Below are 23963 nucleotides of genomic sequence, written 5' to 3'. Positions count from 1 at the left end.
ATTGATCCAAAAAAACCTTAAGAACCTAAAAGCGCCTCTAATTTTTCAGTATCGACGCAGAAATTACGTATTCCTTCGGCCAATTTTTCAGTGGCCATTGCATCATTATTTAACTGCAATCTAAAGTTGGATTCATCTAACTTGAGAGGGGTGATATTTTCAATGGCTAGTGCGCTCGCTGCATTGCTGGCATTGAGTTTTTTATCGACCGCTACCGTACTGTTTTGAAGATCGCCCAGCAACTCTGGGCTGATAGTCAGCAAGTCACACCCAGCCAGCTCTAGAATTTGGCTGGTATTACGGAAGCTGGCGCCCATGATTTCAGTAGCAATGCCGAAATGCTTGTAGTAGTGGAAGATGCGTTTGACTGATGTAACGCCAGGGTCATTTGCGCCACCATTATTGAGATCATTCCAGTTGCTACCGAGTTTGGCCTTGTACCAATCTGTAATACGACCCACAAATGGTGAAATCAATTTCGCATTGACTGCGCCACAGGCCGCAGCTTGCACTAAAGAGAAAAGCAATGTCATATTGCAATGAATACCTTCAGCCTCTAAAGCTTTTGCTGCCTGTATGCCTTCCCAAGTGCCGGCTAATTTAATCAAGACGCGTTTGCGATCAATGCCATGGGACTCATACAGGGCGATGAGGTGTTTTGCTTTGATAATGGTTGCCTGAGTATCAAAAGAAAGGCGTGCATCAACCTCGGTCGATACCCTTCCAGGAACAGTCTTCAAAATTTCCAGACCAAACGCTGCCAGGATGTAGTCAACTAAATCGACTGGTTTCATACCTGGATGAGCTGATTTAACTTGGTTTACCAATGCCTGATAGTTGGCTTGCTGGGCAGCCTTGAGGATCAGGGATGGGTTGGTTGTAGCATCCTGCGGTTGGTATTCCCGCATACGCTCAAAGTCGCCGGTATCGGCCACCACGGTAGTCAGTTGTTTGAGTTGGCTCAGTGCGGTAGCGTGGGAAGTCATCGGGACCTTGAATGCTCTTATTTAATTAATCAGTAAAACAGATTGAATATCATATGATAGATGCATAAATAAGACTGTTCCAGTTCAGATAAGGATATCGAGCAAGATCATGAATCAAGATCAATTAAAGCAATTGGTAGGAGAAGCGGCACGGGATGAGGTATTAAAGCTGCCTGCTGGCCAGATCCTAGGTATTGGAACGGGGTCTACAGCCAACTGCTTTATTGACGCCTTGGCCCCCCATAAGGCACATTTCTTGGGAACAGTATCCAGTTCTAATGCCACGACCGAGCGACTGCTAAAACATGGCTTTAAGGTCTTAGATCCCAATGAGGTAAATCAGTTACCGGCTTATGTTGACGGTGCCGATGAAATTGATCCTGCCGGTCACATGATTAAGGGTGGTGGTGGTGCCCTGACTCGGGAAAAGATTATTGCCTCGATGGCAAAGCAATTTATCTGTATTTGCGATTCCTCTAAGCAGGTGCCGATCTTGGGTAACTTCGCTTTGCCGGTGGAGATTATTCCTTTATCTAAAGGGGTTGTGACTCAAGAGCTGGCTAAGTTGGGCGGTACAGTAACCCTGAGAATGGCTAAAGAAACTCGTCCAGATTTAGGGCAGACACCAAGTCAGCCTTTTGTAACAGATAACGGCGGATGGATTCTGGATGTAGCCGGGTTGAAGATTACAGATCCAATTGCACTTGAGGTGAAAATCAATCAAATTGCTGGCGTAATTACTGTTGGCCTATTTGCAAAAGAGAAAGCCAATATCCTGTTAGTTAGCAATGCGTCTGGCGTGAGCAGAATTAATTTCTAAATTAAAAAACCCGACGGTGCAGAAAGCTGATCCATCGGGTTTGTTTGCCATGATTCTTCATGGCGCAGGCAAGGGGAAGAGATTTAGTTCCCAATGCCCATAAGCACATAGATATGCTTACGAGTAATGGCTTTCGCCAATGTGGCCAATCACAGGATCTGACTGACTACGATTCAATCCTATTCCTCTGGATTTAACTCGTCAAGCGATACTCAAAAATAATTATTCAGCTGGCGGTACATAGCCCTGAGCCATGTCTGCGCCGCCCTCAAAGAAGTACTTCTCAACCTGCTTGAGTAGGTACTGGCGAGCGCGAGGGTCAGCCATATTGAGGCGATTCTCATTAATCAACATCGTTTGCTGCTTCAACCAAGCTGCCCAAGCCTCTTTAGAAACTTGATTCCAAATCTTCTTGCCTAGCTCGCCTGGCAGTGGAGCAAAGTCCATGCCTTCTGCTTCTTTATTGAGTTTGATGCATTGAACCATGCGTGCCATTTGTAATGCCTTTCAAATACGGTGTACTAAATAAACAATGAAAAAATAACTATTGAAACTTAGAGGTCTTTGGTGAGAACCATGGATTTACGATCCCAGTTATAGATCTGCTTTCTTTCTTCAGGCAGATCATCTACAGAGGCACGCTTAAAGCCACGCTTTAAAAACCAATGCTCTGTCCTCGTTGTTAAAACGAAAAGCTTTTTAATGCCCTCACGTTTCGCACGCATTTCTACGCGCTTGAGTAAGCGCTCCCCGTCACCGGAGCCTTGAACATCAGGGTCAACCGCGAGGCAAGCAAGCTCGCCCACGCCATTGGGGAATGGGAATAGGGCAGCACAGCCGAAGAGAACGCGATCATGCTCAATAACAGAGAAACGCTGAATGTCACGCTCAATCACGTCTTGACCGCGGGCAGCCAAAATACCTTCTTCTTCAAGCGGGCTAGTCAACTGCAGAATGCCGCCGACATCATCTTGATTTGCTTCACGTAAATTTTCAATATCAGATGAAGCTAGCATCATGCCGATACCATCATGGGTAAAGAGCTCCTCCAAGAGGGCGCCATCTTGATTGCAAGGCAAGAAATGTACGCGGCTCACGCCAGCACGAATGGCTCTGCCAGAAATATTCAGCAAACTCTTCATTCCAAGATCGAGCTCAGGATGTTGGGCTACGTATTCTTGTAGTTGTGGCATTGATAGCTCGGTAATGTAATCGCCTTCTTCATCCTTCAGGCCAGCATATGGGCTTAAGAAAATCAACTTATCCGCTTTAAGCGCAGCAGCAGTGGATGCGGCCACATCTTCAAATGCCAGATTAAATGCTTGACCAGTAGGCGAGAAGCCTAAGGGTGAGAGCAACACAATCTTATTACTATCCAATGAGAGCTTGATAGAAGTCGAGTCTACTTTGCGTACCAAGCCGGTGTGAATGTAATCAATTCCCTCGACTACGCCCACAGGCATAGCGGTAATAAAGTTGCCCGAGATCACTGAGATGCGTGAGCCCGCCATCGGAGTATTCGGTAATCCACGGCTAAACGCTGCTTCGATATCGAGGCGCAATTCACCGGCAGCTTCTTTGACGCATTCCAGGGCTGCAGCATCAGTAATACGGTAGCTGTGCATGGAGCTCTTGCCGAACTGACTTTTAATATTGCGGAGCGTTAACTGTTCTTCGATCTGAGGGCGGATACCGTGAACCAAAACAATGCGCATACCCATGGCATGCAACATGGCAATATCTTCAATCAGATTCTCAAGGCCAATTTCTTGAGCCAACTCACCAGCAAAAGCGATAACAAAGGTCTTTTCGCGAAAGCTATGAATATAGGGCGCAACATCACGCAGCCATCCTACAAAAGGAAAGTTGGAGCTTGATTCTTCGGCGTTTGAGCCGGGGTTTGGTGCATTTGTTGGCATAGTGAGAAAATTATAGGGTGCAAGAGCCTATAAACCAACAAAAACCCAAAGCAAGCCCTGCGACTGTGCCTGCTTCCAACACCTCACGAAGGCTAGAAATTCGCTTTCCGGAGGAGTTGCCGGTTTCAGGCCAGCGCCAAATCATTAAAGATGCCTTGAGCTCACATCAGGTGGTGATCGTCTGTGGTGAGACCGGGTCAGGCAAAACAACCCAATTACCGAAGATCTGTTTGGACCTTGGCAGAGGCACCATCAACGGCGGCCGGCTGATTGGGCATACACAGCCTCGCCGAATCGCTGCAACGGCCACAGCGAAGCGCATAGCCCAGGAGCTGGGTACACCCATTGGCCAGGATGTGGGTTATCAAGTGCGCTTTGCCGATAAGACTAGTCAAGGCGCCTCTATCAAGTTAATGACTGATGGAATCCTGCTAGCCGAGACCCAGAGGGATCCTCAGCTTCGTGCCTATGACACCCTCATCATCGATGAGGCTCATGAGCGTAGTCTTAATATTGATTTTCTATTGGGTTATCTGCGCCAGTTGTTGCCTAAGCGCCCCGATCTCAAGCTAATCATCACCTCGGCAACTATCGACGCTAAGCGTTTCTCAGATCATTTCACCTTGAATGGTAAATCTGCACCCGTTATTGAGGTGAGTGGTCGACTTTTCCCGGTGGAGCAGCGTTATGAGCCACTAGAGCCCGATGCTAAGCCAGATGGAAAGAAAGAGTCCAAAGAAGCTAAAGAAATTCCGGATGCAGTGGCAGAGGCCATTGCCAATGTCTGGCGAGAGGGTGCTTCAGGCGCTGGCGATGTCTTGGTATTCCTACCGGGCGAGCGAGAGATCAGAGATTGTGCTGAAGCGTTACGCAAAGATCACGTCCTTCAGCAACGTTTTCATCCTGAGATATTAAGTCTGTTTGCTCGCCAATCTGTTGCAGAGCAAGAGCGTGTATTCAATCCCGGTAACGGTCGACGCATTATTTTGACTACCAACGTTGCGGAGACCTCATTAACCGTTCCTAATATTCGTTATGTAGTCGATAGTGGTTTAGCGCGCGTGAAACGCTATTCCTATCGCAATAAAGTAGAGCAACTTCAAATTGAGCCGATATCTCAGGCGGCAGCCAATCAAAGGGCGGGTCGTTGCGGTCGTGTATCGGATGGCATCTGTATTCGTCTTTATAGCGAGCAAGATTATTTAAATCGACCCAAATTTACTGATCCAGAAATTCTGCGTAGCTCGTTAGCGGCAGTATTACTTCGTATGAGTTCTTTGCGCTTACCCCGCATTCAAGAATTCCCGTTCATTGATAAACCTCTGGGCCGAGCAATTGCCGATGGTGTGCAATTGCTAGATGAGCTGGGTGCCATTGTTTATGACGAAGATTCTGCAGGCGATAGCAAAGATATCAATAGCAGCTTCAAGCTAACCCCTACGGGTAAGCAATTGGCGGATCTTCCGCTAGACCCCCGAATTGGACGCATGCTCTTGGCTGCCAAAGAGCAAAACGCGCTTCGTGAAGTCACCATTATTGCCTCTGCTTTAGCTACACAAGATCCGCGCGATCGACCCATGGATCAGGCTGCCGCCGCCGATCAAGCTCATTTGCAGTTTGCGGATGAGCGTTCTGAGTTCCTCAGTTTCGTCAAGCTCTGGGATTGGTATCAAGATGCCTTACAGCACAAGCACAGCAACCGCCAATTAGAAAATTTGTGCCGTAGTAAATTTTTATCTCCAAGACGTTTACGAGAATGGCGCGATGTTCATGGGCAGCTACATACGATGCTGGGCGAAAAGGGCTGGAAAGAAAACCCCTCGGCGGCTACTTATGAGCAAGTTCACCTCTCTTTACTGACCGGATTATTAGGTTATGTTGCCAAAAAAGAGGAGGATGAAAAATCCCAAGAGCGAGGAAGTAAGACGGGTGGCTATATTGGCGCTCGCGGAATTCGTCCATTTATTTGGCCTGGCTCAACCATTGGTAAGAAGGCTGGTGCTTGGATTTTGGCAGGCGAACTTCAAGAGACCAATCGCATGTATGCCCGTACGATTGCCAAGATTGAGCCACAGTGGGTTGAGAAGGTAGCAGCTCACCGACTCATTAAATCTCTGAGCGATCCTTTTTGGGATAGTCGTCAAGGCGAGGTGATGGCCTTTGAGCGCGGCACCTTGTATGGTTTGCCGATCTATCACGGCCGTCGAGTGCGTTATGAGGCTCATAACCCAGAAGAGGCTCGCGAGTTATTTATTCGGCAAGCCTTGGTTCAAGAAGAAATGTTTGGGCGCATGGATACCCCAGCATTAATGCGCGAGACCGAAGCCGATGCTAGAAAGAAATACCCGGGTAGTTTTGAATTTTTCTGGCATAACCACAGGCTGATTAAAGAGATCGAGGCTTTAGAGCATCGCTCACGTCGCCCAGATGTCTTAGTCGATGACGATCTATTGTTTGCCTTTTATGATTCGCGCATTCCAAAGGATGTTCTCAGTCGAGAGGGAATGCAAGCCTGGCTAAAAAAGACGGCCAAGAGTGATGTTACTGACGAAGAGGTTGCCGACAAGCTCTTGCGCTTAGCTAAAGCAGACTTAATGCGTCATGAAGCTGCCGGTATTACGGTTGATCGTTATCCCAAAAAGATGATTGTTGGGGGAACTGAGCTCAGTTTGACGTATCACTTTGAACCAGGCAGCCCTAAAGATGGAGTCACTCTTGTTGTTCCCTTGACGCTATTGAATCAGGTAGATGGCCGCCGTTGTGAGTGGCTGGTACCAGGCATGTGCGAAGAAAAAATACACCTGCTGCTTAAATCACTTCCACAGAAGTTACGTCGTCACTGTGTTCCGTTGCCTGAGTATGCAAAATCATTTCTGGAGCGCATGCTTGCAGAAAAGCAGTTTGGTGTAGGTGACTTCTTAGATAGCTTGATTACAGATATTCGTAAAGAGCGTGGTTTGGAAATTAAGCGTACGGATTTCAGACCAGAATCGCTGCCTTTACATTCCACTATGAATTTCCGCTTGGTGGATGAGCATGGACGCCAACTTGAGTTGGAGCGTAATTTATCTCGATTGCGTTCTGAATACGGAGAAACAGCTCGAACAGCATTTCAGGCGATTGCCCAGCAAGCGGTTAAAGAAGAGCTTGGTGCCGATGCATCAGTAAGCACTCAAAATACAAGCGCTAAAACAAGTCAGACTGCTAATACCTCTGCAATAAAAAATGTCGACCAGGGCGGTTACCGGAGCTGGGACTTTGGTGAGTTACCTGAAACGCTGGAGATTCAAAAGGGGAATCGCACCTTATTTGGTTACCCTGCATTGGTGGATCGAACTGAGTCATGTGATCTCAAGGTTTTTGATGATTTACTCGAGGCTAGGAAATATCACTGGCAAGGATTGCGAAGACTTTTCGCTTTATCGAATAAAGACACACTTAAAGCACTACAAAAACAACTCCCTGGAATTCGGGAGCTTGGTCTACTGTTTATTAACGTAGGTTCGGTAGATGGTTTGATTGAGCAAATCCTCAATCTTGCTTTGGAGCGAGCTTTTATGAACGATCCACTGCCCGTCAATGCGGAGCAATTTGCTGAGCGCTTGCAAGCCGGTAAGCCACGCTTGGCGCTGATTGCCCAGGAGATTTCAAAACATGCCTTGGCGGCTTTACAGGCCCATGCAGACCTTCAAAAGAAGTTGGCTCAGGCAAAGGCTGCCTCGGCCAATGCTTACACAGATATTCAGACGCAAGTTCAAGGCTTGATATTCGCTAAGTTTGTTTCGGATACCCCATACAGTCAGTTAGTGCATTTTCCGCGCTATCTCAAGGCTATTGCCATGAGAATTGATAAATTGCGCGCTAACCCCGCCCGAGATGCCCAGTGTCAAAAAGACTGGGAGTCCGTTGCGCGCCCATGGCAAAAGTTGGTTCAAGGCAGCCGGGGATCTGCGACTTACGCGATGGCGGATGATCAGGCGCTAGTGGATTTCCGTTGGCAGCTTGAAGAGTTGAGGGTGGCTTTATATGCCCAAGAACTGAAGACCCCAACCCCAATGTCTCTAAAGCGCCTAGAAAAGGTATTGGCCAGCTTGCGCTAGGTCAAATGCTGCAAACGTCAAGGGCTTGGCTTGAAGCATCAAATGCTTACAATGTCAGCTATGCATACCAATATTACTAAAGCCAAATTCGGCACTTTTTCAGCTTTAACTGTTTTTGTTGTTATGGGCCTTCAGACTATTGCCTGCGCCCAAACTTCAGCAGCTTCTGACCCCAAGGGTGAGCCTAAATTGGCTGTAGTGCTGAACTCTGGTGAAGCAACCGTTAGTTTGATCGATATGCCTACTCGGAAAGTGATTAAGACTGTCCCGGTTGGTAAGGAACCTCATCACTTGATGATGACTCCAGATCAGAAGACGCTCTTGATTGCAAATGCGGCCGGCAATGATGTTGTCTTGATGAACCCCACCACGGGTGAATTGACTGGAAAAATTCCTGACATTATTGATCCATACCAAATTGGCTATTCGCCCAATCACAAATGGTTTGTTGCAAATGGCAATCGATTGGACAGGGTGGATGTCTATCACGCTCAAGGTGCGGATCTGAAGTTGGCTAAGTCCATTAAGTTGGGTAAGACACCAAGTCACGTTGCTTTTACGGCGGACAGCAAAATCGCATTTATTACCTTGCAAGATTCTAATGAGTTAGCTGCAATTGATTTGGATACTCAGACTGTCATTTGGAAAATGACCACAGGCAAAGTTCCTGCTGGCGTCTGGATGACGCCTGGTGATCAATACCTGTTGATTGGCATTACTGGTGAAGATAATGTTCAAGTCATTGATTGGAAAAATCGCAAAGAGGTAAAGCGAATTATTACCGGAAAGGGCGCTCACAACTTCCGCCCCTTGGGTGATAAAAAGCATGTCTTTGTAAGCAATCGTATTGCGTCAACAATCAGCTTGATCAATATGCAGACCCTGGAAAAGGTGGGAGATATTACTGGCTTGCCTGCGGGCCCAGATGATATGGAAATTACCCCCGATGGAAAAACACTGTGGGTTACATTCCGCTTTTCTAAGAAGGCTGGGGTGATTGATATTCCATCAATGAAGCTGATGACTGTAATCCCGGTTGGAAAATCTCCACACGGTGTTTTCTTTACCCCACGCGCTGGTTGGGAATAATTTAGGTAATGGCACTGAAAGCTTCATTTACAAGGCTTACTATATTCCTGGCCTTAGCGATATCTTCATCGCTTGGCTTTGCGCAGGACTCCCATTGCAAAAAAACGGTTTACTTAACTTTTGATACCGGCAACATGTCGGTTGCACAGACTGTTGCGGATATTTTGAATCGTCAAAAAATCAAAGCTACCTTTTTCCTGGCCAATGAAAAGACCAGCCGAGGCGATTTCTCTTTGGACGATTCTTGGAAATCCTATTGGCAAGATCGTGTCCGAGAGGGCCATCATTTTGGTAGCCATACGTACGACCATTTGTACTTTGTCAAAGACGGTCCCAGCGGGGAAATATATGCCAAGCCACAGTTTGGTAGTAAGGCGGGTGTACTGAGCCTCTATACCGAAGCAAGTTACTGTCGCGAGATCAGGCGCGTAGATGAGCGTTTTAATGAGCTTACCGGAGTCAATATTCAAAAAATCTGGCGCGCTCCCGGTGGAAAAACTTCACCCCGTTCTATTAGGATGGGGACTCAATGCGGTTATCAGCATATCGGCTGGAGTCCTGCGGGATTTCTGGGGGATGAGCTGAGCTCGCGGACCCATCCCAATCAAATGCTTTTAGATAAAGCAAGCAGCCAACTTCAGGATGGCGACATCACCATGGCTCATTTGGGTATTTGGTCTCGCAAGGATCCCTGGGCACCAGCTGTTTTAGAGCAGTTGATTATTAATTTAAAGGGGCGTGGCTTTTGTTTTGCAACTCTGCCAAAACAAGATAAATAAGTCACAATTGAGGATATGGATTCCAGTCCTTTGACATCCGCCATCTCCGCAGCCTACGCTAGCACTCAAGAGTTCTTGTTTGCCCATGTGGCCGGCCCCATTCTCTATCAGTTTGATTTAATGGCTTTGGCTGAAGATGTCTTTGACGGTATTGATTGGTTCCTGTTTGGGTGCATTCAAATATTACTCATCGTGATTGTGCTGCGCACATGGGAAAGGTTAGCTCCTGCAGAACCTCAAGATCAGTTTGCGCAATCAAGCAAAGCCGATGTGTTTTACACACTTTTTCATCGCCTAGGCATTTTTCACGGCCTAATCTTTATTGCACTCTCCGGATTCTTTTTTGAGATTGATTCAGTTCTTCATGACTTTCGTTTCGCAAGAATGAATGTGGAATCTTGGTGGCCCCCAATTACGGCTATCCCATTGGTTAGCTTCTTTATCTACTTTGTCTTGCTGGATTTTGTGGAGTATTTATATCACCGCGCTTCACATACGATTCATTGGTGGTGGCAACTCCATGCTTTGCATCACAGTCAAACCGTAATGACGGCTTGGTCAGACGATCGCAATCATATTCTTGATGACATCATGCATGCTGTAGTTTTTGCTTTCTTCGCCTTATTGTTTGGCGTTTCGCCTAGCCAATTTATTTTGCTGGTCGTCTTTAGTCAATTAATACAGAGCTGGCAACATGCCAACATCAAAGTCAACCTAGGACCATTTAAGTATGTATTAGTCTCGCCGATGTATCACCGCATGCATCATGCAGTAGGCTATGGTCATGAAGCAAAAGGTAAGCCAGGGGTATTGGGCGGCTGCAATTTTGGTGTACTGTTTCCCTGGTGGGATATGTTATTCAATACAGCTATTTTCCCAAAAGATGTTTATCCAACTGGGGTGAGGGGCTTAACTGTTTCTCATAATGTATTTGTTCAGCAATGGCAAACCTTGAAGCACGCTCTTGTAGAGTTATTGCCCAAGTCCAAATGACTTTTTTTGCGGAATTATCAATAAGGATATATGGATAGCATCCAGCAGTTATTCAAGTCTTTTGGCTTGGCAATCGTTGGCACCATGCATCCCAAAATGTTGTGGCTTAGTCTTCGACCATTTTTAATTGTCTCGGTGCTATGGGGTTGCTTAATTTGGTTAACGTGGACTCCAGCGTTAGAGATGCTCAGTATTTTTCTGACAACATCCATCTTTACGAGCTGGATTCAGGATGGTTTGATTTGGGCTGGCTTTGAAAACGCGCGTGCGTGGATTGCGCCACTCTTTTTTGTAATGCTCCTGATCCCCTTAATCTCTATCAGTTTATTAGTGTTCATTGCTTTCACAACAGTGCCCGCGATTGTTCGCCGCGTATCCCGCCAGCGGGCCTATCAAAGTCTCGATAGGAAGAAGGGCGGCAGTGTTTTCGGTAGTGTCATCTATACGCTTTGGTCCGCTTTAATTTGTTTGGCGCTGGTCATGTTGACTTTGCCGGTCTGGTGGATTCCTCCGCTTGTGGCGGTGCTGCCACCTTTGATCTGGGGTTGGCTTACTATGCGCTTGATGTCTTATGATGTGTTGGCTCAGCATGCTAGTCCTGAAGAGCGAGATCTATTGCTACAACGGTATCGTTGGCCTTTGTTTGCCATGGGAATTGTTTCCGGAATGCTCGGTGCTGTTCCCACTTTCTTTTGGGCGACTTCTGCATTGGCTTTAGTTTTATTTCCGATTGTAAGTTTTGTTGCTCTTTGGATTTATTCTTTAATCTTTGTATTTGCTGCCTTGTGGTTTACCCATTTTCTTCTTGAGGCGCTCAAGGATTTGCGACAAACTGAATTGGATAAAACTTTGAACATAGAGGCGCGTGTAATTGATATGGAGCTCCCGTACCATGGTTGATGCATCAAAACAGGTTTGCATTGATGCGCCCGAAGTAAAGGCGCGTCGCTTTGGTTTAATTGTGATTGGCGATGAAATTTTGTCTGGACGTCGTCAAGATAAGCACATGAGTAAATTGATTGAGCTTCTCAATGAAAGAGGCTTGAGCTTATCTTGGGCTAAGTATGTAGCCGATGACCCTGAGCAGATTACAGCCACCCTAAAAGATAGCTTTGCCAGCGGTGATGTCGTTTTTAGTACCGGTGGAATTGGTGCCACTCCAGATGACCACACAAGGCAGTGTGCAGCTTTGGCATTGGGTACCAAAACGGAATTGCATCCAACAGCTCATGAATTGATTGCGGGGCGTATTCAGTCGATGGCGGAGGGTGATCCCATTAAAGCGGATCTCAACACCCCAGAGAATCAACATCGCTTCAAGATGGGGGAGTTCCCGCTTGGTAGTGACATTATTCCGAACCCCTATAACCAGATTCCTGGGTTTTCTATTCGTGAACACTATTTTGTTCCTGGCTTTCCGGTGATGGCCGCTCCCATGATGGCTTGGTGCCTCGATACCTATTATCAAAACCTATTTCATCGTGAAAACTGGGCTGAGCAGAGCTTTATCGTGCCCAAGGGTATCGAGTCGACCCTTACCCCCTTAATGGAGCGTATTGAGGCTTCTTTTCCTGGGGTAAAGGTTTTCAGTCTTCCTTCTGTTGGTGACTCATCTAAGGGTGGCGTTTACGCTGAGCGCCATATCGAATTGGGTATCAAAGGCAATGCAACCCTGCTGGAAAGTGCTTGGATTGCTTTGCGAGCTGGCACTCAGGCTCTGGGTTACGCGATTCACGATATTTCAATATCTAAATAAGCACTAATTTGGTGCAAATACACTATTTTTTCAGGTTTTAAGGCGTATTTGAGCACTTAATTAGTGCAATAATGATCGTTCCCGTTTGTTTGCTTCAGTAAATTAGATACATCCCAAGGGCATGTTTGATGCCTGGAATGAACAAGGGTGTACACCTTAAGTTTGTATTCCGAATTTAGTTAATAGAGGAGATTTGCATGACGAAGACCGTCGCTGATGTGATGAAGTTAGTTAAAGAGAAAGAATGTACTTTCGTTGATTTCCGCTTTGTAGACACAAAGGGTAAAGAGCAGCACACAACAGTACCTATTTCCCATTTTGACGAAGACAAATTTGAGAGCGGTCATGCATTTGACGGTTCATCTATTGCTGGTTGGAAAGGTATTGAAGCATCTGACATGTTATTGATGCCAGATCCAACAGCTTGCTATATCGACCCATTCTATGAAGAGCCAACATTGGTGATCACATGTGATGTGATCGAGCCTTCAGATGGTAAAGGCTACGACCGTGACCCACGTTCGATTGCAAAGCGTGCTGAGTCATATTTGAAAAGCACTGGCTTAGGTGATACAGCTTACTTTGGTCCAGAGCCAGAGTTCTTTATTTTTGACGGCGTCCGTTGGGGTGCTGATATGCAAGGTTGTTTCGTTAAGGTAGATTCTGAAGAGGCTCCATGGTCTTCAGCTGCTGAAATCGAAGGTGGTAACACTGGTCACCGTCCAGGCAAAAAAGGCGGCTACTTCCCAGTTGCTCCAGTAGACACATTCCAAGACATGCGTTCTGAAATGTGTTTAATTCTTGAATCTTTAGGCATTCCTGTCGAAGTTCATCACCATGAAGTTGCCGGTCAAGGCCAAAACGAATTGGGTACCAAGTTCAGCACATTAGTAGAGCGTGCTGACTGGACTATCTGGCAAAAGTATGTAATTCAAAACGTTGCACACGCCTACGGCAAAACAGCAACATTTATGCCTAAGCCTATCGTTGGTGACAACGGTTCTGGTATGCACGTTCACCAATCTATTTGGAAGAACGGCGAGAACTTGTTTGCTGGTAACGGCTATGCAGGTTTGTCAGAGTTCGCATTGTTCTACATCGGCGGCATCATTAAGCATGCTAAAGCATTGAATGCGATTACCAATCCAGGTACAAACTCATACAAGCGTTTGGTTCCAGGCTTTGAGGCTCCAGTGAAGTTGGCTTACTCTGCACGTAACCGTTCTGCTTCGATTCGTATTCCACACGTTTCCAGCCCTAAAGGTCGTCGTATTGAGACTCGCTTCCCTGATCCATTGGCTAACCCATACCTCTGCTTCTCAGCATTGATGATGGCAGGTTTAGATGGTGTTCAGAACAAGATTCATCCAGGTGAAGCTGCTGACAAGAACTTGTATGACTTGCCACCAGAAGAAGATGCAAAGATCCCAACCGTTTGTGCAAGCTTGGAAGAAGCATTAGAAGCTTTGAACAAAGACCGTGAGTTCTTGACTCGTGGTGGTGTCTTTACAGACTCTATGATCGACGCATATATCGCTTTGAAGATGGAAGATGTCACACGTTTCCGTATGACTACTCATCCTATCGAATTCGATATGTACTACTCCCTGTAAGCGAAGGAGAAATGTTGAGCGCAGGTCTGTTGCGCAATTCGTTCAAAGGGGCAGCTTCGGCTGCTCCTTTTTTTCCGACATTGCTTGATCAGATGCCAAATGCCATCGTGGTATTTGAGGCTGAGAACCAACAATTGGTTTACGTGAACCCCGCAGCAGAGTCTGCGCTAGATCTGTCGCGAAAATCGCTTGAGGGTCAGTCTGTGCACAACCTCTTTGGAGACAACGTCTCCATTAAGCGCATGATCGAAGAAGTTAAAGCGGGGCATGTATCCGCTCAACGCCAAGAGATGGTCTTGCACTCCTTGCCTGGTAGCATTCATCAGGAGTCGATTCCTGCCCACGTAGTCGTGGCTAGCCTTGAAGATCCGACTCTGATCATGATGGAATGGTTTCCAATTGATCAACAGTTACGAAGTGAGCGCGATGAACGCGTCACTCAGCAAGTGGAAGCAAATAAGCAGTTAATGCGGAACTTAGCGCATGAAATTAAGAATCCTTTGGGTGGCATTCGAGGTGCCGCTCAGTTGCTGGAGTTTGAACTTCCAGACAAAGGCTTGCGTGAATACACTCAAGTCATCATCAAAGAATCAGATCGTCTGCAGAACTTAGTTGATCGATTGTTGGCTCCACACCGCAAGGCACACGCCATGGAGTCGTTTAATGTCCACGAGGCATTAGAGCGCGTTCGTAGCCTAGTTTTGGCTGAGTTTCCAAAAGGATTGCGGATTATTCGTAATTACGACACCAGTCTTCCTGAGGTTCTAGGTGATCGTGAGCAGTTGATTCAGGCGGTATTGAATATTGCCCATAACGCTGCTCAAGCGCTTTCAGAAGAAATACAGCAGGGCATTGCCCAAATTGAATTAAAGACAAGGGTTGCCCGCTCGGTCACCATCTCTAAGCAGCGCTACAAAATGGCGATGGATCTGCACGTGATTGATAATGGCCCGGGCATTCCGGAAGACATCCGTGAGCGCATTTTCTTTCCATTAGTTTCTGGCAGAGATGGTGGTAGTGGCCTTGGCCTTACTTTGGCGCAAACATTTGTACAGCAACATCAAGGCTTTATTGCCTGTGACAGTCGTCCCGGACGGACTGACTTTCATATTCAAATTCCTTATCGTAGGCAGGAGAAAGCATTATGAAACCCGTTTGGATCGTGGACGATGATCAATCTATTCGTTGGGTGCTAGAAAAAGCCCTGACTCGCGAGAATATCCCGCATAAGAGCTTCTCTAATCCGAACGATGTGCTCGATGCACTGGAGAAAGAATCCCCTCAAGTATTAATCTCTGATATTCGTATGCCACGCGGTAATGGTTTGGATCTTCTGCAAAGCGTCAAAGAAAGTCACCCCATGTTGCCGGTCATCATCATGACTGCATACTCTGATTTAGATTCGGCGGTTTCGTCTTTTCAAGGTGGTGCATTTGAGTACCTCACCAAACCATTCGATATCGATAAGGCTGTTGAGTTGATTCGTCGTGCAATCGAACAGAGCGAGCGTAATCAATCTGGCAATAAAGAGATGAATGGTTGGAGACAGGATTCCACCGAGATTATTGGCCAGGCGCCAGCAATGCAGGAAGTTTTTAGAGCAATTGGAAGATTAGCTCAGTCTCATTCAACGGTCTTGATTACTGGTGAATCAGGAACCGGTAAAGAGCTGGTTGCGCAAGCCCTGCACAAGCATAGCCCCCGTGCTAAAGGCCCATTTATTGCCTTTAGCACTGCTGCAGTTCCGAAGGATTTATTGGAGTCTGAGTTATTCGGTCATGAGCGTGGTGCTTTCCCTGGAGCCTTGACTCTGCGTCGCGGCCGTTTTGAGCAGGCTGATGGTGGCACTTTATTCTTAGATGAGATTGGCGATATTCCTTTTGATCTGCAAACTCGTTTATTGCGCGCATTAACCGATGGGCACTTCTATCGAGTTGGTGGGCAGGACCCCATTAAGGCTAATGTACGAATCATTGCATCAACCCATCAGAATTTAGAAGCGCGGGTTGCAGCTGGGGCTTTCCGTGAAGATTTATTGCATCGTTTAAATGTTATTCGCTTAAGGATGCCAGCATTGCGCGAGCGGGCTGAAGATATTCCGGTGCTGGCGAGACATTTTATGATGTCATGCGCAAAGTCTTTGGGGGTTGAAGTAAAAAAACTATCTGACGAAGTTTTAAAGGATATTAGCGTGATGCCATTTCCTGGCAACGTACGCCAATTAGAAAATCTCTGCCACTGGTTAACTGTAATGACGCCTTCCAATGTTATTGGAGTAAGTGATTTACCTGCTGATATTTTGGCGGAAGCGGGTGAGCAGCCAGTCGTATTACAGGGTGAATCGAATCCTTCGGCGCAAGTTGCTGCTAGGGTTGGTTCTGCGGATTGGGAGGGTGGCTTAGGTCGTCTGGCAGTAAAAATGTTGCAGGATGGAGATTCAGAGGTATACGATGTACTGTGCTCTAAGTTTGAGAAGGCGGTACTCCAAGCTGCGTTAGAAGTTACACGTGGACGACGCGTTGAAGCAGCTCAGCGTCTTGGAATCGGTCGTAATACGATCACGCGTAAATTGCAGGAGCTTGGTATTGATGGCTGAGTCAGTCAGAATAGCTGCTTGGAACGTCAATTCACTGAAAGTGCGTTTACCTCAAGTATTGAAGTGGTTGCAGAATCAGGAGAAGGCGAAGAAGCCTATTGACGCACTATGTCTTCAGGAGCTTAAACTCACCGATGATAAGTATCCGCATCAAGAGCTTGAAGAGGCGGGATACCTCAGTATTGCTGCTGGTCAAAAAACGTATAACGGTGTTGCCATCATCGTTCGTAAAGCTGCCTTGGCATCGATCGCTACGGATTATGAAACTACCTTTCTAAAGCCTATTAGAAATATTCCCGGGAATGTGGATGAGCAACAGCGTATTTTGGCTGCTACAGTTTGTTTCAAAGGAATGCAACCCATTCGCCTGGTATCGGCCTATTTCCCCAATGGGCAATCGCCTGATAGCGATAAGTTTGTTTACAAATTAGCCTGGCTTAATGCTTTAGAAAATTGGCTAAGCGAAGAGCTAACCCAGAATAGTCGCTTGGCACTCTTAGGCGATTTCAATATTGCACCTACAGATGATGATGTCCATGATCCCTCTAAATGGATTGGTCAGAACCTCGTGTCTCCAGCCGAAAGAGAGGCATTTCAGCGACTATTGAACTTGGGCCTCACGGACTCATTCAGAATGTTTGAACACGCACCTAAATCATTTAGTTGGTGGGATTACCGCATGATGGGCTTTAGACGAAATGCTGGAATGCGCATAGATCACATTCTATTAAGCGAAGCCCTTAAGGATAAATGCACAGAAAGCATCATCGATAAAGAGCCTCGCACCTGGGAGCAGCCATCTGATCACGCCCCCGTCATTGCTGAAATTACAGTCTAGGCCTCTGCTTTATTGAGTGACTAGGCCGCCGTGGCGAAGTAGGGCGTCAATACTTGGCTCTCTACCTCTAAAGGCCTTAAAGGACTCGGCTGCCGGACGACTGCCGCCCACCTCTAAGATTTCTTCGCGATAACGAGCCCCAGTTTTTTCATCCAGCACACTTCCCGTCAGCTTTGCCGCTTCTTCAAATGCGGAGTAAACATCGGCAGAAAGTACTTCAGCCCATTTATAGCTGTAGTAACCTGCTGCGTAACCTCCTGCAAAGATATGACTAAAGGTATTGATCCATCGGGAGATGGCTGGTTGAGGAATGACATTGAATTGATCTGCAATACTTCTGGACAGATCCAGTACAGCCTGTCCTTTTGCTTTAGCCGCATCAAAATTAGCGTGCAGACGCCAATCGGTTAATGACATCACAACCTGACGTAGTGTCATGTAGCCATTTTGGAAATTCTTTGCAGCGAGCATTTTGTTAAATAACTCCTTCGGGAGAGGCTTGCCAGTTTCAGCGTGGGCGGTCATCTTTTCTAAAACCTCCCATTCCCAGCAGAAGTTTTCCATAAACTGGCTTGGCAATTCGACGGCATCCCATTCCACGCCATTGATGCCAGATACGCCTAAAGCGCTTACTTGCGTTAAGAGATGATGTAAGCCATGACCACTCTCGTGGAAGAGGGTAATGACATCATCATGCGTAATGGTTGGCTGCCGTAATACGCCATCAACTTTTACTGGTGGAGCAAAATTGCACACTAAATACGCCACCGGAATCTGAATCTCTCCATTGGGCAATTCTCGTCGGCCACGCGCATCATCCATCCAAGCGCCTCCGCGTTTACCAGGGCGAGCATATGGGTCGAGGTAGAAGTAGGCCACAATCTGGTTATTGGTATTTTTAACCGAAAAAGATTGAACGTCTGTATGCCATGTTGGCAAATCAGCTTGCTCAATCTTCACGCCAAATAGAGTTTGGATAACCTGAAAGAGGCCGCCCAGTACTTGAGGTAGTGGGAAGTATTGCTTGAGTTCATTCTCGGAGAATGAGTAGCGCTCTTGCTTTAGTCTTTCAGAAGCAAAGGCAATATCCCATGGCTCCAATCCATCATTAATGGCTAATTCAGTTTTGGCAAACTCAGAAAGTTCCCGCCAATCTTTCAGGGCAAAAGGTTTCGCCTTTTGAGCAAAATTAGTTAAGAAGAAGTCAACCTCCTCAACTTTGCTAGCCATTTTGGGAGCTAAGCTTAGAGCTGCATAGTTTTTAAAACCGAGCATTTGCGCTTCTTCATCACGCAGTTTGAGTTGCGCAAGCATATTTTCGGTGTTATCCCAATCTAATTTACCTTTAGAAAACTGGGGCGCTAATTCAGAAGCTCGTGTAACGTAAGCTTCATACATCAGCCGGCGCAGTGGTCGATTCTCGGAATACTGCATCACTGGGTAGTAAGAGGGGAAGTGTAAGGTAAAGGCCCAACCCTCAAGACCTTTCTGCTGAGCAGTATCTGCGGCTGCAGCAACGGCATCATCTGGTAGGCCAACTAACTCTGCCTTATCGGTAATGACATGAACAAAGCTATCGGTTGCATCTAAAACATGATCAGAGAAGGCTTTGCCTAACAAAGCTTGTTCATCCTGAATTTGAGCAAATCTAGGTTTGTCGCCATCACTCAGCTCTGCGCCACCAAGACGAAAATCCCTTAAAGAGTTTTCAATCACTTTTTTCTGTGCAGCGGAAAGTGCTTCATACCCAGGACTTTCTTTAAGTTCTTTGAACTTATCAAACAGTGCTAGATTTTGCCCCAAGCTTGAGAAGAATGCAGTTACCTTAGGCATCATTTCGCCATAAGCTGCTCTCAGCTCAGGAGTATCTGCAACGCTATTCAGGTGAGAGATAACCCCCCAAGATCTACTGAGAGATTCTGTTGCGTCCTCGAGTGGTTCAAGCAGTTCATTCCAACTTGCTGGAGTTCTTGGATCGACTGCACGAGTCACGGATTTCTCCGCGCGTGCTAGCAGAAAATCAATTGCAGGCGCAATGTCTGCAGGCTTCACTGCGGAATAGGAGCAAATGCCTCTTCCGAATGAAATTAATGGATTGTTTTGCAGCTCAGCAGATGGCTTTAAAGGTGTTGATGTAGTCATCCCTATAGCTTACTGGACGACGCCAACTTTTGCTATTGAGATATCAATAGCCGCCAAGTTGTAAAGGGCTAGTTAGACGGCTTTGCTGCTTTTTCTGCCGCCTCAAGTGTGTTCATGAGGAGCATAGTGATGGTCATAGGGCCTACGCCACCGGGAACGGGAGTTATCCAGCCGGCAACATATTGAGCGGCATCAAAATCGACATCACCGCAAAGCTTGCCATCAGGCATACGATTAATGCCTACATCGATCACAACAGCGCCATTCTTCACCATGTCGCCAGTAATCATTTTGGGTTTGCCGGTAGCAACCACCAAAATATCTGCATCTTTGGTATGGTGCGCTAAGTCGCGAGTCTTGCTGTTGCAAATAGTAACTGTGGCGCCTGCTTGCAGTAATAGCATTGCCATTGGCTTACCAACAATATTGGATGCGCCTACGATAACTGCGCGTGCGCCTCGGATGGGGTACTCAATACTCTCTAGGATCTTCATGCAGCCATAGGGCGTGCATGGCTTGAATTCTGGCTGACCAACCATGAGAGCGCCAGCATTGGCTACGTGAAAGCCATCAACATCCTTTTCTGGGGCGATTGCTTCTAATACACGTTCAGCCGCAATGTGCTCAGGCAAGGGGAGTTGCACCAAGATTCCATGAATGGCAGGGTCGGCGTTTAGGGTGGCAATGCGCGCAAGCAATTCCTCTTCACCTAACTCTGCTGAGTAGCGTTCGAGTACAGAGTGGAAGCCAACATCTTCGCAGGCTTTTACCTTATTTCTGACATAAACCTGGCTCGCGGGATTTTCACCAACAACAATTACCGCTAAACCGGGTCTAACACCTTTGGCGGTAACGATTGCACCGCGTGCAGCAATTTCAGTACGTAGTTTTTTGGATAGGGCAACGCCGTCGAGTAACTGTGCAGGCATAAGAAATTAATTGGGTTGTTGATCTGAGAGTGCTAGACGGAGTAAATCAGCAACAGTATTTACATTGAGCTTCTCCATAATATTGGCGCGGTGCGCTTCTACCGTTTTGATGGAGATGCTAAGGTCATCTGCAATCTGTTTGTTCAGTCGTCCTGCCACAATGCGCTCAAGAACTTGGCGCTCGCGACCAGTAAGTTTGCTCAGAAGGCTTTGGGTAATTTTGCGTTGACTTGCTTGAGAATAATCAATGCGCGCTTTTGCAAGCATGCGATCGACTAAACCGCAGAGATCATTTTCTTTAAAAGGCTTTTCAATGAAATCGACTGCTCCGCGTTTCATGGTTGACACTGCCATCGAGACATCGCCGTGACCAGTAATAAAGGCAACTGGCATTGGCAGGTTTTCACTAATCAAGCGCTCTTGTAATTCAAGACCAGACATCCCTGACATTCGGACATCTAAGATGGCGCAGGAGATGGTTGATTTATCGGTGCTTTGAAGTGACTGCAAGAATCGCTCAGCGCTGGCGTGACAGCGAACAACATAGCCATTACTTTCTAGTAGCCAAGTGAGTGAGTCGCGAACTGCTTCGTCGTCGTCTACAACATAAACTACTTCGGCTTGATTGGGTTTGGTGGCGGCACTGATGTTCATATTAGCTCTCGCAGATAAATCTAAAAAATGCATAAATTAACCATTGGCCATTGAGCTTGTAGGCTCTAGGGGTAATAGTATTGTAAAGGTGCAGCCCGATAGCTTGGTATGTTCTGCGTCCATCTGATTTTTAGCCCAAAGGCGGCCCTGATGGGATTCGATCACAGATCGGCAAATATTCAGCCCCATGCCCATACCATCGTTTTTGGTGCTAAAAAAGGGCTCAAACATGCGCTCAATGACAGTTTCTGCGATTCCGGCACCCGTATCTGTCACTTGGATGCGTAGCATTGCGGGAAAGATGCTTGTATCTAGATCGGCTGAAATGCGCACTGGAGGGGCAGACCAGCGTGAAGAAAGGGGGTAAACCTCTCTCATACTATCCAGGGAATTCTTGAGGAGGTTGACCAGGACCTGCAGAATCAAGACCGGATCAACATCGACTGTTGGTAGGTTGTCTGCAATTTCAGTAGAGATGCTTAACCGGTGTCGATGTGCTTCGATTTCCACTAAACCAACCGCATCATTAATAATTTCAGTGATGTCGCAAGATTTTCTTTGAGGCTCACTGCGCTTAACAAAACCTTTAATGCGTTGAATAATGGTGCCAGCTCTATGTGCTTGCTCGGAGGCTTTTTCTAATGCAGGCAGAATATCTTTCTGCATGACGGGGTCTAAGTGAGTTTGCAGGCGTTTTGCAACACCCATGCAGTAGTTGGAAATCGCTGCGAGCGGTTGGTTTAATTCGTGCGCCAACGAAGATGCCATTTCACCCATCGTAGTGAGTCGACTAGAAAATTGCATGCGTTCTTCTTGCTGGCGAGCTAAATCTTCCGCTTCAATACGAATCGTAATATCGGTGGCAATGAGTAGTTGCGCTAAATGACCATCTACCCAAGGCACAAAACGTCTGCGGACTTCGTACCATTTTGTGGTCCCGGTAGACTCATCAAGCAGTTGAATTTCTTCAGACTCTGTTTCCTGGTAAAGGGAGGAGGGTGGAGCTCCCTCAGCAAGAGCTTGGATCGTGTTTTGTTTGCTATCACTACCAGCTAAATCAAAATGGCCTTTAGCAGAACTGCCAAAGCGCTCTCGATAAAAGCGATTGGCAAACAGTAATTCGCTTGTTTCGTTGGAGACTACTGAAACTGCAGCATCCAAACCTTCTAGAACAGTAACGAAGCGTTCTTGTGAAGCGGCTAGCTCCTCGCGAATCTTTTTTGGTTCAGAGATATCAATTAAGGAGGTTACCCAACCTGTTTGCTTACCCTTTTCATTGATCAGGGGTGAAATAAAAGTTCGAGTCTGAATAATGGATCCATTGCGGTGCAGGATGGAACCCTCAACCCCAATCTTTTTATCTTGGTTCAGTGCGAGCTTGAGAGCCTGATTCATTTTCTCTGTGAGCTCGCCCTTTTGATCCTCAGGCCAAAAGGCAAATGGGGGGCTGAGCCCAATGAGCTCTTGGGCTGACCAGCCTGTCATTTCGCAGAAGGCAGGGTTAACGTAGGTAATCGTTTTATTCATATCGTGCGCACGTATGCCGACCGGAGTCGAGTTTTCCATTGCGCTACGAAAATTGGTCTCTGCTCGAAGATTCGCTTCGGCTTCTTGCCGAACTTGCATCTGCTTCAGTACCGACCATAGACTCCAAATAACGAATGCACTCAAACCTAGAACAACGCCAATGAGCATTCGGAAGGTTAAGTTGGTGGGCGGAGGATAGGTGTCGATACGCAGACTTAGATTCGGACTGAGCACTCCAATATCAAGACTGGTTTGATTGCTAAATGCGCGCTTTGGCGTATTTTTGTCTGAAGAAATTGCCAATACCTTATCGTCATCAGTGATTAATGTGAATCGATACTGACCTTTGAGTTCACCTGGGATCATTTCCAGTAAGCCCTGGGTTGTATAGAGTACAGCGACCATGCCTTTAATTTCAGTGCCAGAAATTTGAGGTACGGCCTGCCAAAACACATTGCGAATCTCTTTTGAGATCACCTCATCATTCGGTACTTCAAGTGAAATGAATTGGCTAAAGGCTGGTCTATTGGTTGCAGCGCTGAGCTCTAATGTTTTTCTCAGCGCTTGATTGATTGCGCCTGCATTATTAACTTTATTAAACCAATCCGTCTTTAGGTTATCCGGCGGAATTTTCCATTGCCGCTGGTATGTTTCATTGATCCATACGATTTGTGCAATTTCATGATTGCTTTGCAGAAGATTTTCAGCCTGAATAATGACATTCTCTTTTAACTTCGCAGAGTCTCCTGCACCGAGATAGTCTCGCCCAATGGATTGCAGTACATCGGTGTTATTTGCAAAACGCAATTGGATGCGTTGTTTTGCGAATGAGAGCTCTCTAAATAGAGCAGCTTCTTGTTGACTCTTTTCCTGCAGCTGCAGGGTGCCCATGATGACGCCCATCACTACAGTAAACAGCACGATTGCTATTAATGGTGTGTAGACAAGCTTAAATCCCCGTATTCGACGGAGCCACTGCACAGGCTTAAGTTGTCGGATGTAATGCGCGGTTTTTTTCATGTAATCAGGCTATTTTGCCTGATAGAAGGGTTTATCTAGGTGTTTTGACTGGTTGCTCGCTTTCGATTGCGATGCAACAAAATACCACATAGTGAGAAATACTATCATTATGTGGAAAATTGCTTGTTTACACCCATAGACCTTCCTAGAATATTGCCTATAGAGTGAATAAATAAGACCGATGTGACTAATGGAGGCAGTT

Annotated in this window: 18 protein-coding genes; 11 read left to right on the top strand and 7 right to left on the bottom strand. The window is 46.6% G+C overall.

From position 1 onward, the window contains the following. Positions 1–17 precede the first annotated feature (17 nt). Positions 18–986, bottom strand: a complete 969-nt coding sequence (gene tal, locus ICN16_RS02075; protein WP_216133402.1) for a transaldolase — start codon at positions 984–986, stop codon at positions 18–20. 109 nt (positions 987–1095) lie between these two features. Between tal and rpiA the strand changes: the two genes are divergently transcribed. Continuing rightward, the gene (gene rpiA, locus ICN16_RS02070) at positions 1096–1806 is read left to right on the top strand and encodes a ribose-5-phosphate isomerase RpiA (RefSeq protein ID WP_216133400.1); all 711 of its coding nucleotides are present in this window, start codon (positions 1096–1098) and stop codon (positions 1804–1806) included. A 222-nt stretch (positions 1807–2028) separates the two neighbouring features. Here rpiA and ICN16_RS02065 read toward each other — a convergent pair whose 3' ends face one another. Further along, positions 2029–2301: an oxidative damage protection protein gene (locus tag ICN16_RS02065; RefSeq protein ID WP_062308940.1), complete on the bottom strand. Its 273-nt coding sequence runs from the start codon at positions 2299–2301 to the stop codon at positions 2029–2031. A 59-nt stretch (positions 2302–2360) separates the two neighbouring features. After that, positions 2361–3725, bottom strand: a complete 1365-nt coding sequence (gene argA / locus ICN16_RS02060) for an amino-acid N-acetyltransferase (protein WP_216133398.1) — start codon at positions 3723–3725, stop codon at positions 2361–2363. 17 nt (positions 3726–3742) lie between these two features. Here argA and hrpA point away from each other — a divergent pair, with 17 nt between their 5' ends. The 10 genes from hrpA to xth all read left to right on the top strand — a co-directional run bounded on the left by hrpA (position 3743) and on the right by xth (position 17489). After that, positions 3743–7825, top strand: a complete 4083-nt coding sequence (hrpA, locus tag ICN16_RS02055) for an ATP-dependent RNA helicase HrpA (RefSeq protein ID WP_370625595.1) — start codon at positions 3743–3745, stop codon at positions 7823–7825. Positions 7826–7885: 60 nt separating this feature from the next. After that, positions 7886–8914, top strand: a complete 1029-nt coding sequence (locus ICN16_RS02050; RefSeq protein ID WP_255533559.1) for a cytochrome D1 domain-containing protein — start codon at positions 7886–7888, stop codon at positions 8912–8914. An 8-nt stretch (positions 8915–8922) separates the two neighbouring features. Beyond that, the gene (locus ICN16_RS02045; RefSeq protein WP_216133396.1) at positions 8923–9693 is read left to right on the top strand and encodes a polysaccharide deacetylase family protein; all 771 of its coding nucleotides are present in this window, start codon (positions 8923–8925) and stop codon (positions 9691–9693) included. 15 nt (positions 9694–9708) lie between these two features. Continuing rightward, positions 9709–10686: a sterol desaturase family protein gene (locus ICN16_RS02040; protein WP_216133394.1), complete on the top strand. Its 978-nt coding sequence runs from the start codon at positions 9709–9711 to the stop codon at positions 10684–10686. Between the two features lie 30 nt (positions 10687–10716). Continuing rightward, positions 10717–11586: an EI24 domain-containing protein gene (locus ICN16_RS02035; protein ID WP_216133392.1), complete on the top strand. Its 870-nt coding sequence runs from the start codon at positions 10717–10719 to the stop codon at positions 11584–11586. Next, a complete protein-coding gene (locus ICN16_RS02030) occupies positions 11579–12442 on the top strand; it encodes a molybdopterin-binding protein (RefSeq protein WP_216133390.1) in 864 nt (287 codons plus the stop codon). Before ICN16_RS02035 ends, ICN16_RS02030 begins: the two co-directional genes overlap by 8 nt. Before the next feature lie 197 nt (positions 12443–12639). Continuing rightward, the gene (glnA, locus tag ICN16_RS02025) at positions 12640–14055 is read left to right on the top strand and encodes a type I glutamate--ammonia ligase (protein WP_216133388.1); all 1416 of its coding nucleotides are present in this window, start codon (positions 12640–12642) and stop codon (positions 14053–14055) included. A gap of 11 nt (positions 14056–14066) precedes the next feature. Beyond that, complete coding sequence (gene glnL, locus ICN16_RS02020) at positions 14067–15203, top strand: nitrogen regulation protein NR(II) (protein ID WP_216133386.1); 1137 nt, start codon at positions 14067–14069, stop codon at positions 15201–15203. Next, positions 15200–16651 carry a nitrogen regulation protein NR(I) gene (ntrC, locus tag ICN16_RS02015; RefSeq protein WP_216133384.1) on the top strand — a complete coding sequence of 484 codons (1452 nt, stop codon included), beginning with the start codon at positions 15200–15202 and terminating at the stop codon, positions 16649–16651. The genes glnL and ntrC overlap by 4 nt, the downstream gene beginning before the upstream one ends. After that, on the top strand, positions 16644–17489 hold the full coding sequence (xth, locus tag ICN16_RS02010) for an exodeoxyribonuclease III (RefSeq protein WP_216133381.1): 846 nt from the start codon (positions 16644–16646) through the stop codon (positions 17487–17489). The genes ntrC and xth overlap by 8 nt, the downstream gene beginning before the upstream one ends. A 9-nt stretch (positions 17490–17498) precedes the next feature. On the opposite strand, the gene ICN16_RS02005 is transcribed toward xth, so the two are convergent. The 4 genes from ICN16_RS02005 to ICN16_RS01990 form a co-directional block, all read right to left on the bottom strand. Continuing rightward, positions 17499–19631: a M3 family metallopeptidase gene (locus ICN16_RS02005; protein ID WP_216133379.1), complete on the bottom strand. Its 2133-nt coding sequence runs from the start codon at positions 19629–19631 to the stop codon at positions 17499–17501. Between the two features lie 68 nt (positions 19632–19699). After that, a complete protein-coding gene (gene folD, locus ICN16_RS02000) occupies positions 19700–20560 on the bottom strand; it encodes a bifunctional methylenetetrahydrofolate dehydrogenase/methenyltetrahydrofolate cyclohydrolase FolD (protein WP_015421211.1) in 861 nt (286 codons plus the stop codon). Positions 20561–20566: 6 nt separating this feature from the next. After that, positions 20567–21214, bottom strand: a complete 648-nt coding sequence (locus ICN16_RS01995) for a response regulator transcription factor (RefSeq protein ID WP_216133377.1) — start codon at positions 21212–21214, stop codon at positions 20567–20569. Between the two features lie 36 nt (positions 21215–21250). Then, a complete protein-coding gene (locus ICN16_RS01990) occupies positions 21251–23761 on the bottom strand; it encodes a PAS domain-containing sensor histidine kinase (protein WP_216133375.1) in 2511 nt (836 codons plus the stop codon). Between the last annotated feature and the right edge of the window lie 202 nt (positions 23762–23963).

The organism is Polynucleobacter sp. es-MAR-4 (assembly GCF_018882055.1).
GTDB lineage: Bacteria > Pseudomonadota > Gammaproteobacteria > Burkholderiales > Burkholderiaceae > Polynucleobacter.
Note: the sequence above shows the minus strand (reverse complement) of the source record. Positions and strands in the feature narration are given on the sequence as shown.

Coding starts and splice junctions, on each gene's coding strand:
- tal (WP_216133402.1), bottom strand. CDS start 986: ATGACTTCCCACGCTACCGCACTGAGCCAACTCAAACAACTGACTACC.
- rpiA (WP_216133400.1), top strand. CDS start 1,096: ATGAATCAAGATCAATTAAAGCAATTGGTAGGAGAAGCGGCACGGGAT.
- ICN16_RS02065 (WP_062308940.1), bottom strand. CDS start 2,301: ATGGCACGCATGGTTCAATGCATCAAACTCAATAAAGAAGCAGAAGGC.
- argA (WP_216133398.1), bottom strand. CDS start 3,725: ATGCCAACAAATGCACCAAACCCCGGCTCAAACGCCGAAGAATCAAGC.
- ICN16_RS02050 (WP_255533559.1), top strand. CDS start 7,886: ATGCATACCAATATTACTAAAGCCAAATTCGGCACTTTTTCAGCTTTA.
- ICN16_RS02045 (WP_216133396.1), top strand. CDS start 8,923: ATGGCACTGAAAGCTTCATTTACAAGGCTTACTATATTCCTGGCCTTA.
- ICN16_RS02040 (WP_216133394.1), top strand. CDS start 9,709: ATGGATTCCAGTCCTTTGACATCCGCCATCTCCGCAGCCTACGCTAGC.
- ICN16_RS02035 (WP_216133392.1), top strand. CDS start 10,717: ATGGATAGCATCCAGCAGTTATTCAAGTCTTTTGGCTTGGCAATCGTT.
- ICN16_RS02030 (WP_216133390.1), top strand. CDS start 11,579: ATGGTTGATGCATCAAAACAGGTTTGCATTGATGCGCCCGAAGTAAAG.
- glnA (WP_216133388.1), top strand. CDS start 12,640: ATGACGAAGACCGTCGCTGATGTGATGAAGTTAGTTAAAGAGAAAGAA.
- glnL (WP_216133386.1), top strand. CDS start 14,067: ATGTTGAGCGCAGGTCTGTTGCGCAATTCGTTCAAAGGGGCAGCTTCG.
- ntrC (WP_216133384.1), top strand. CDS start 15,200: ATGAAACCCGTTTGGATCGTGGACGATGATCAATCTATTCGTTGGGTG.
- xth (WP_216133381.1), top strand. CDS start 16,644: ATGGCTGAGTCAGTCAGAATAGCTGCTTGGAACGTCAATTCACTGAAA.
- ICN16_RS02005 (WP_216133379.1), bottom strand. CDS start 19,631: ATGACTACATCAACACCTTTAAAGCCATCTGCTGAGCTGCAAAACAAT.
- folD (WP_015421211.1), bottom strand. CDS start 20,560: ATGCCTGCACAGTTACTCGACGGCGTTGCCCTATCCAAAAAACTACGT.
- ICN16_RS01995 (WP_216133377.1), bottom strand. CDS start 21,214: ATGAACATCAGTGCCGCCACCAAACCCAATCAAGCCGAAGTAGTTTAT.
- ICN16_RS01990 (WP_216133375.1), bottom strand. CDS start 23,761: ATGAAAAAAACCGCGCATTACATCCGACAACTTAAGCCTGTGCAGTGG.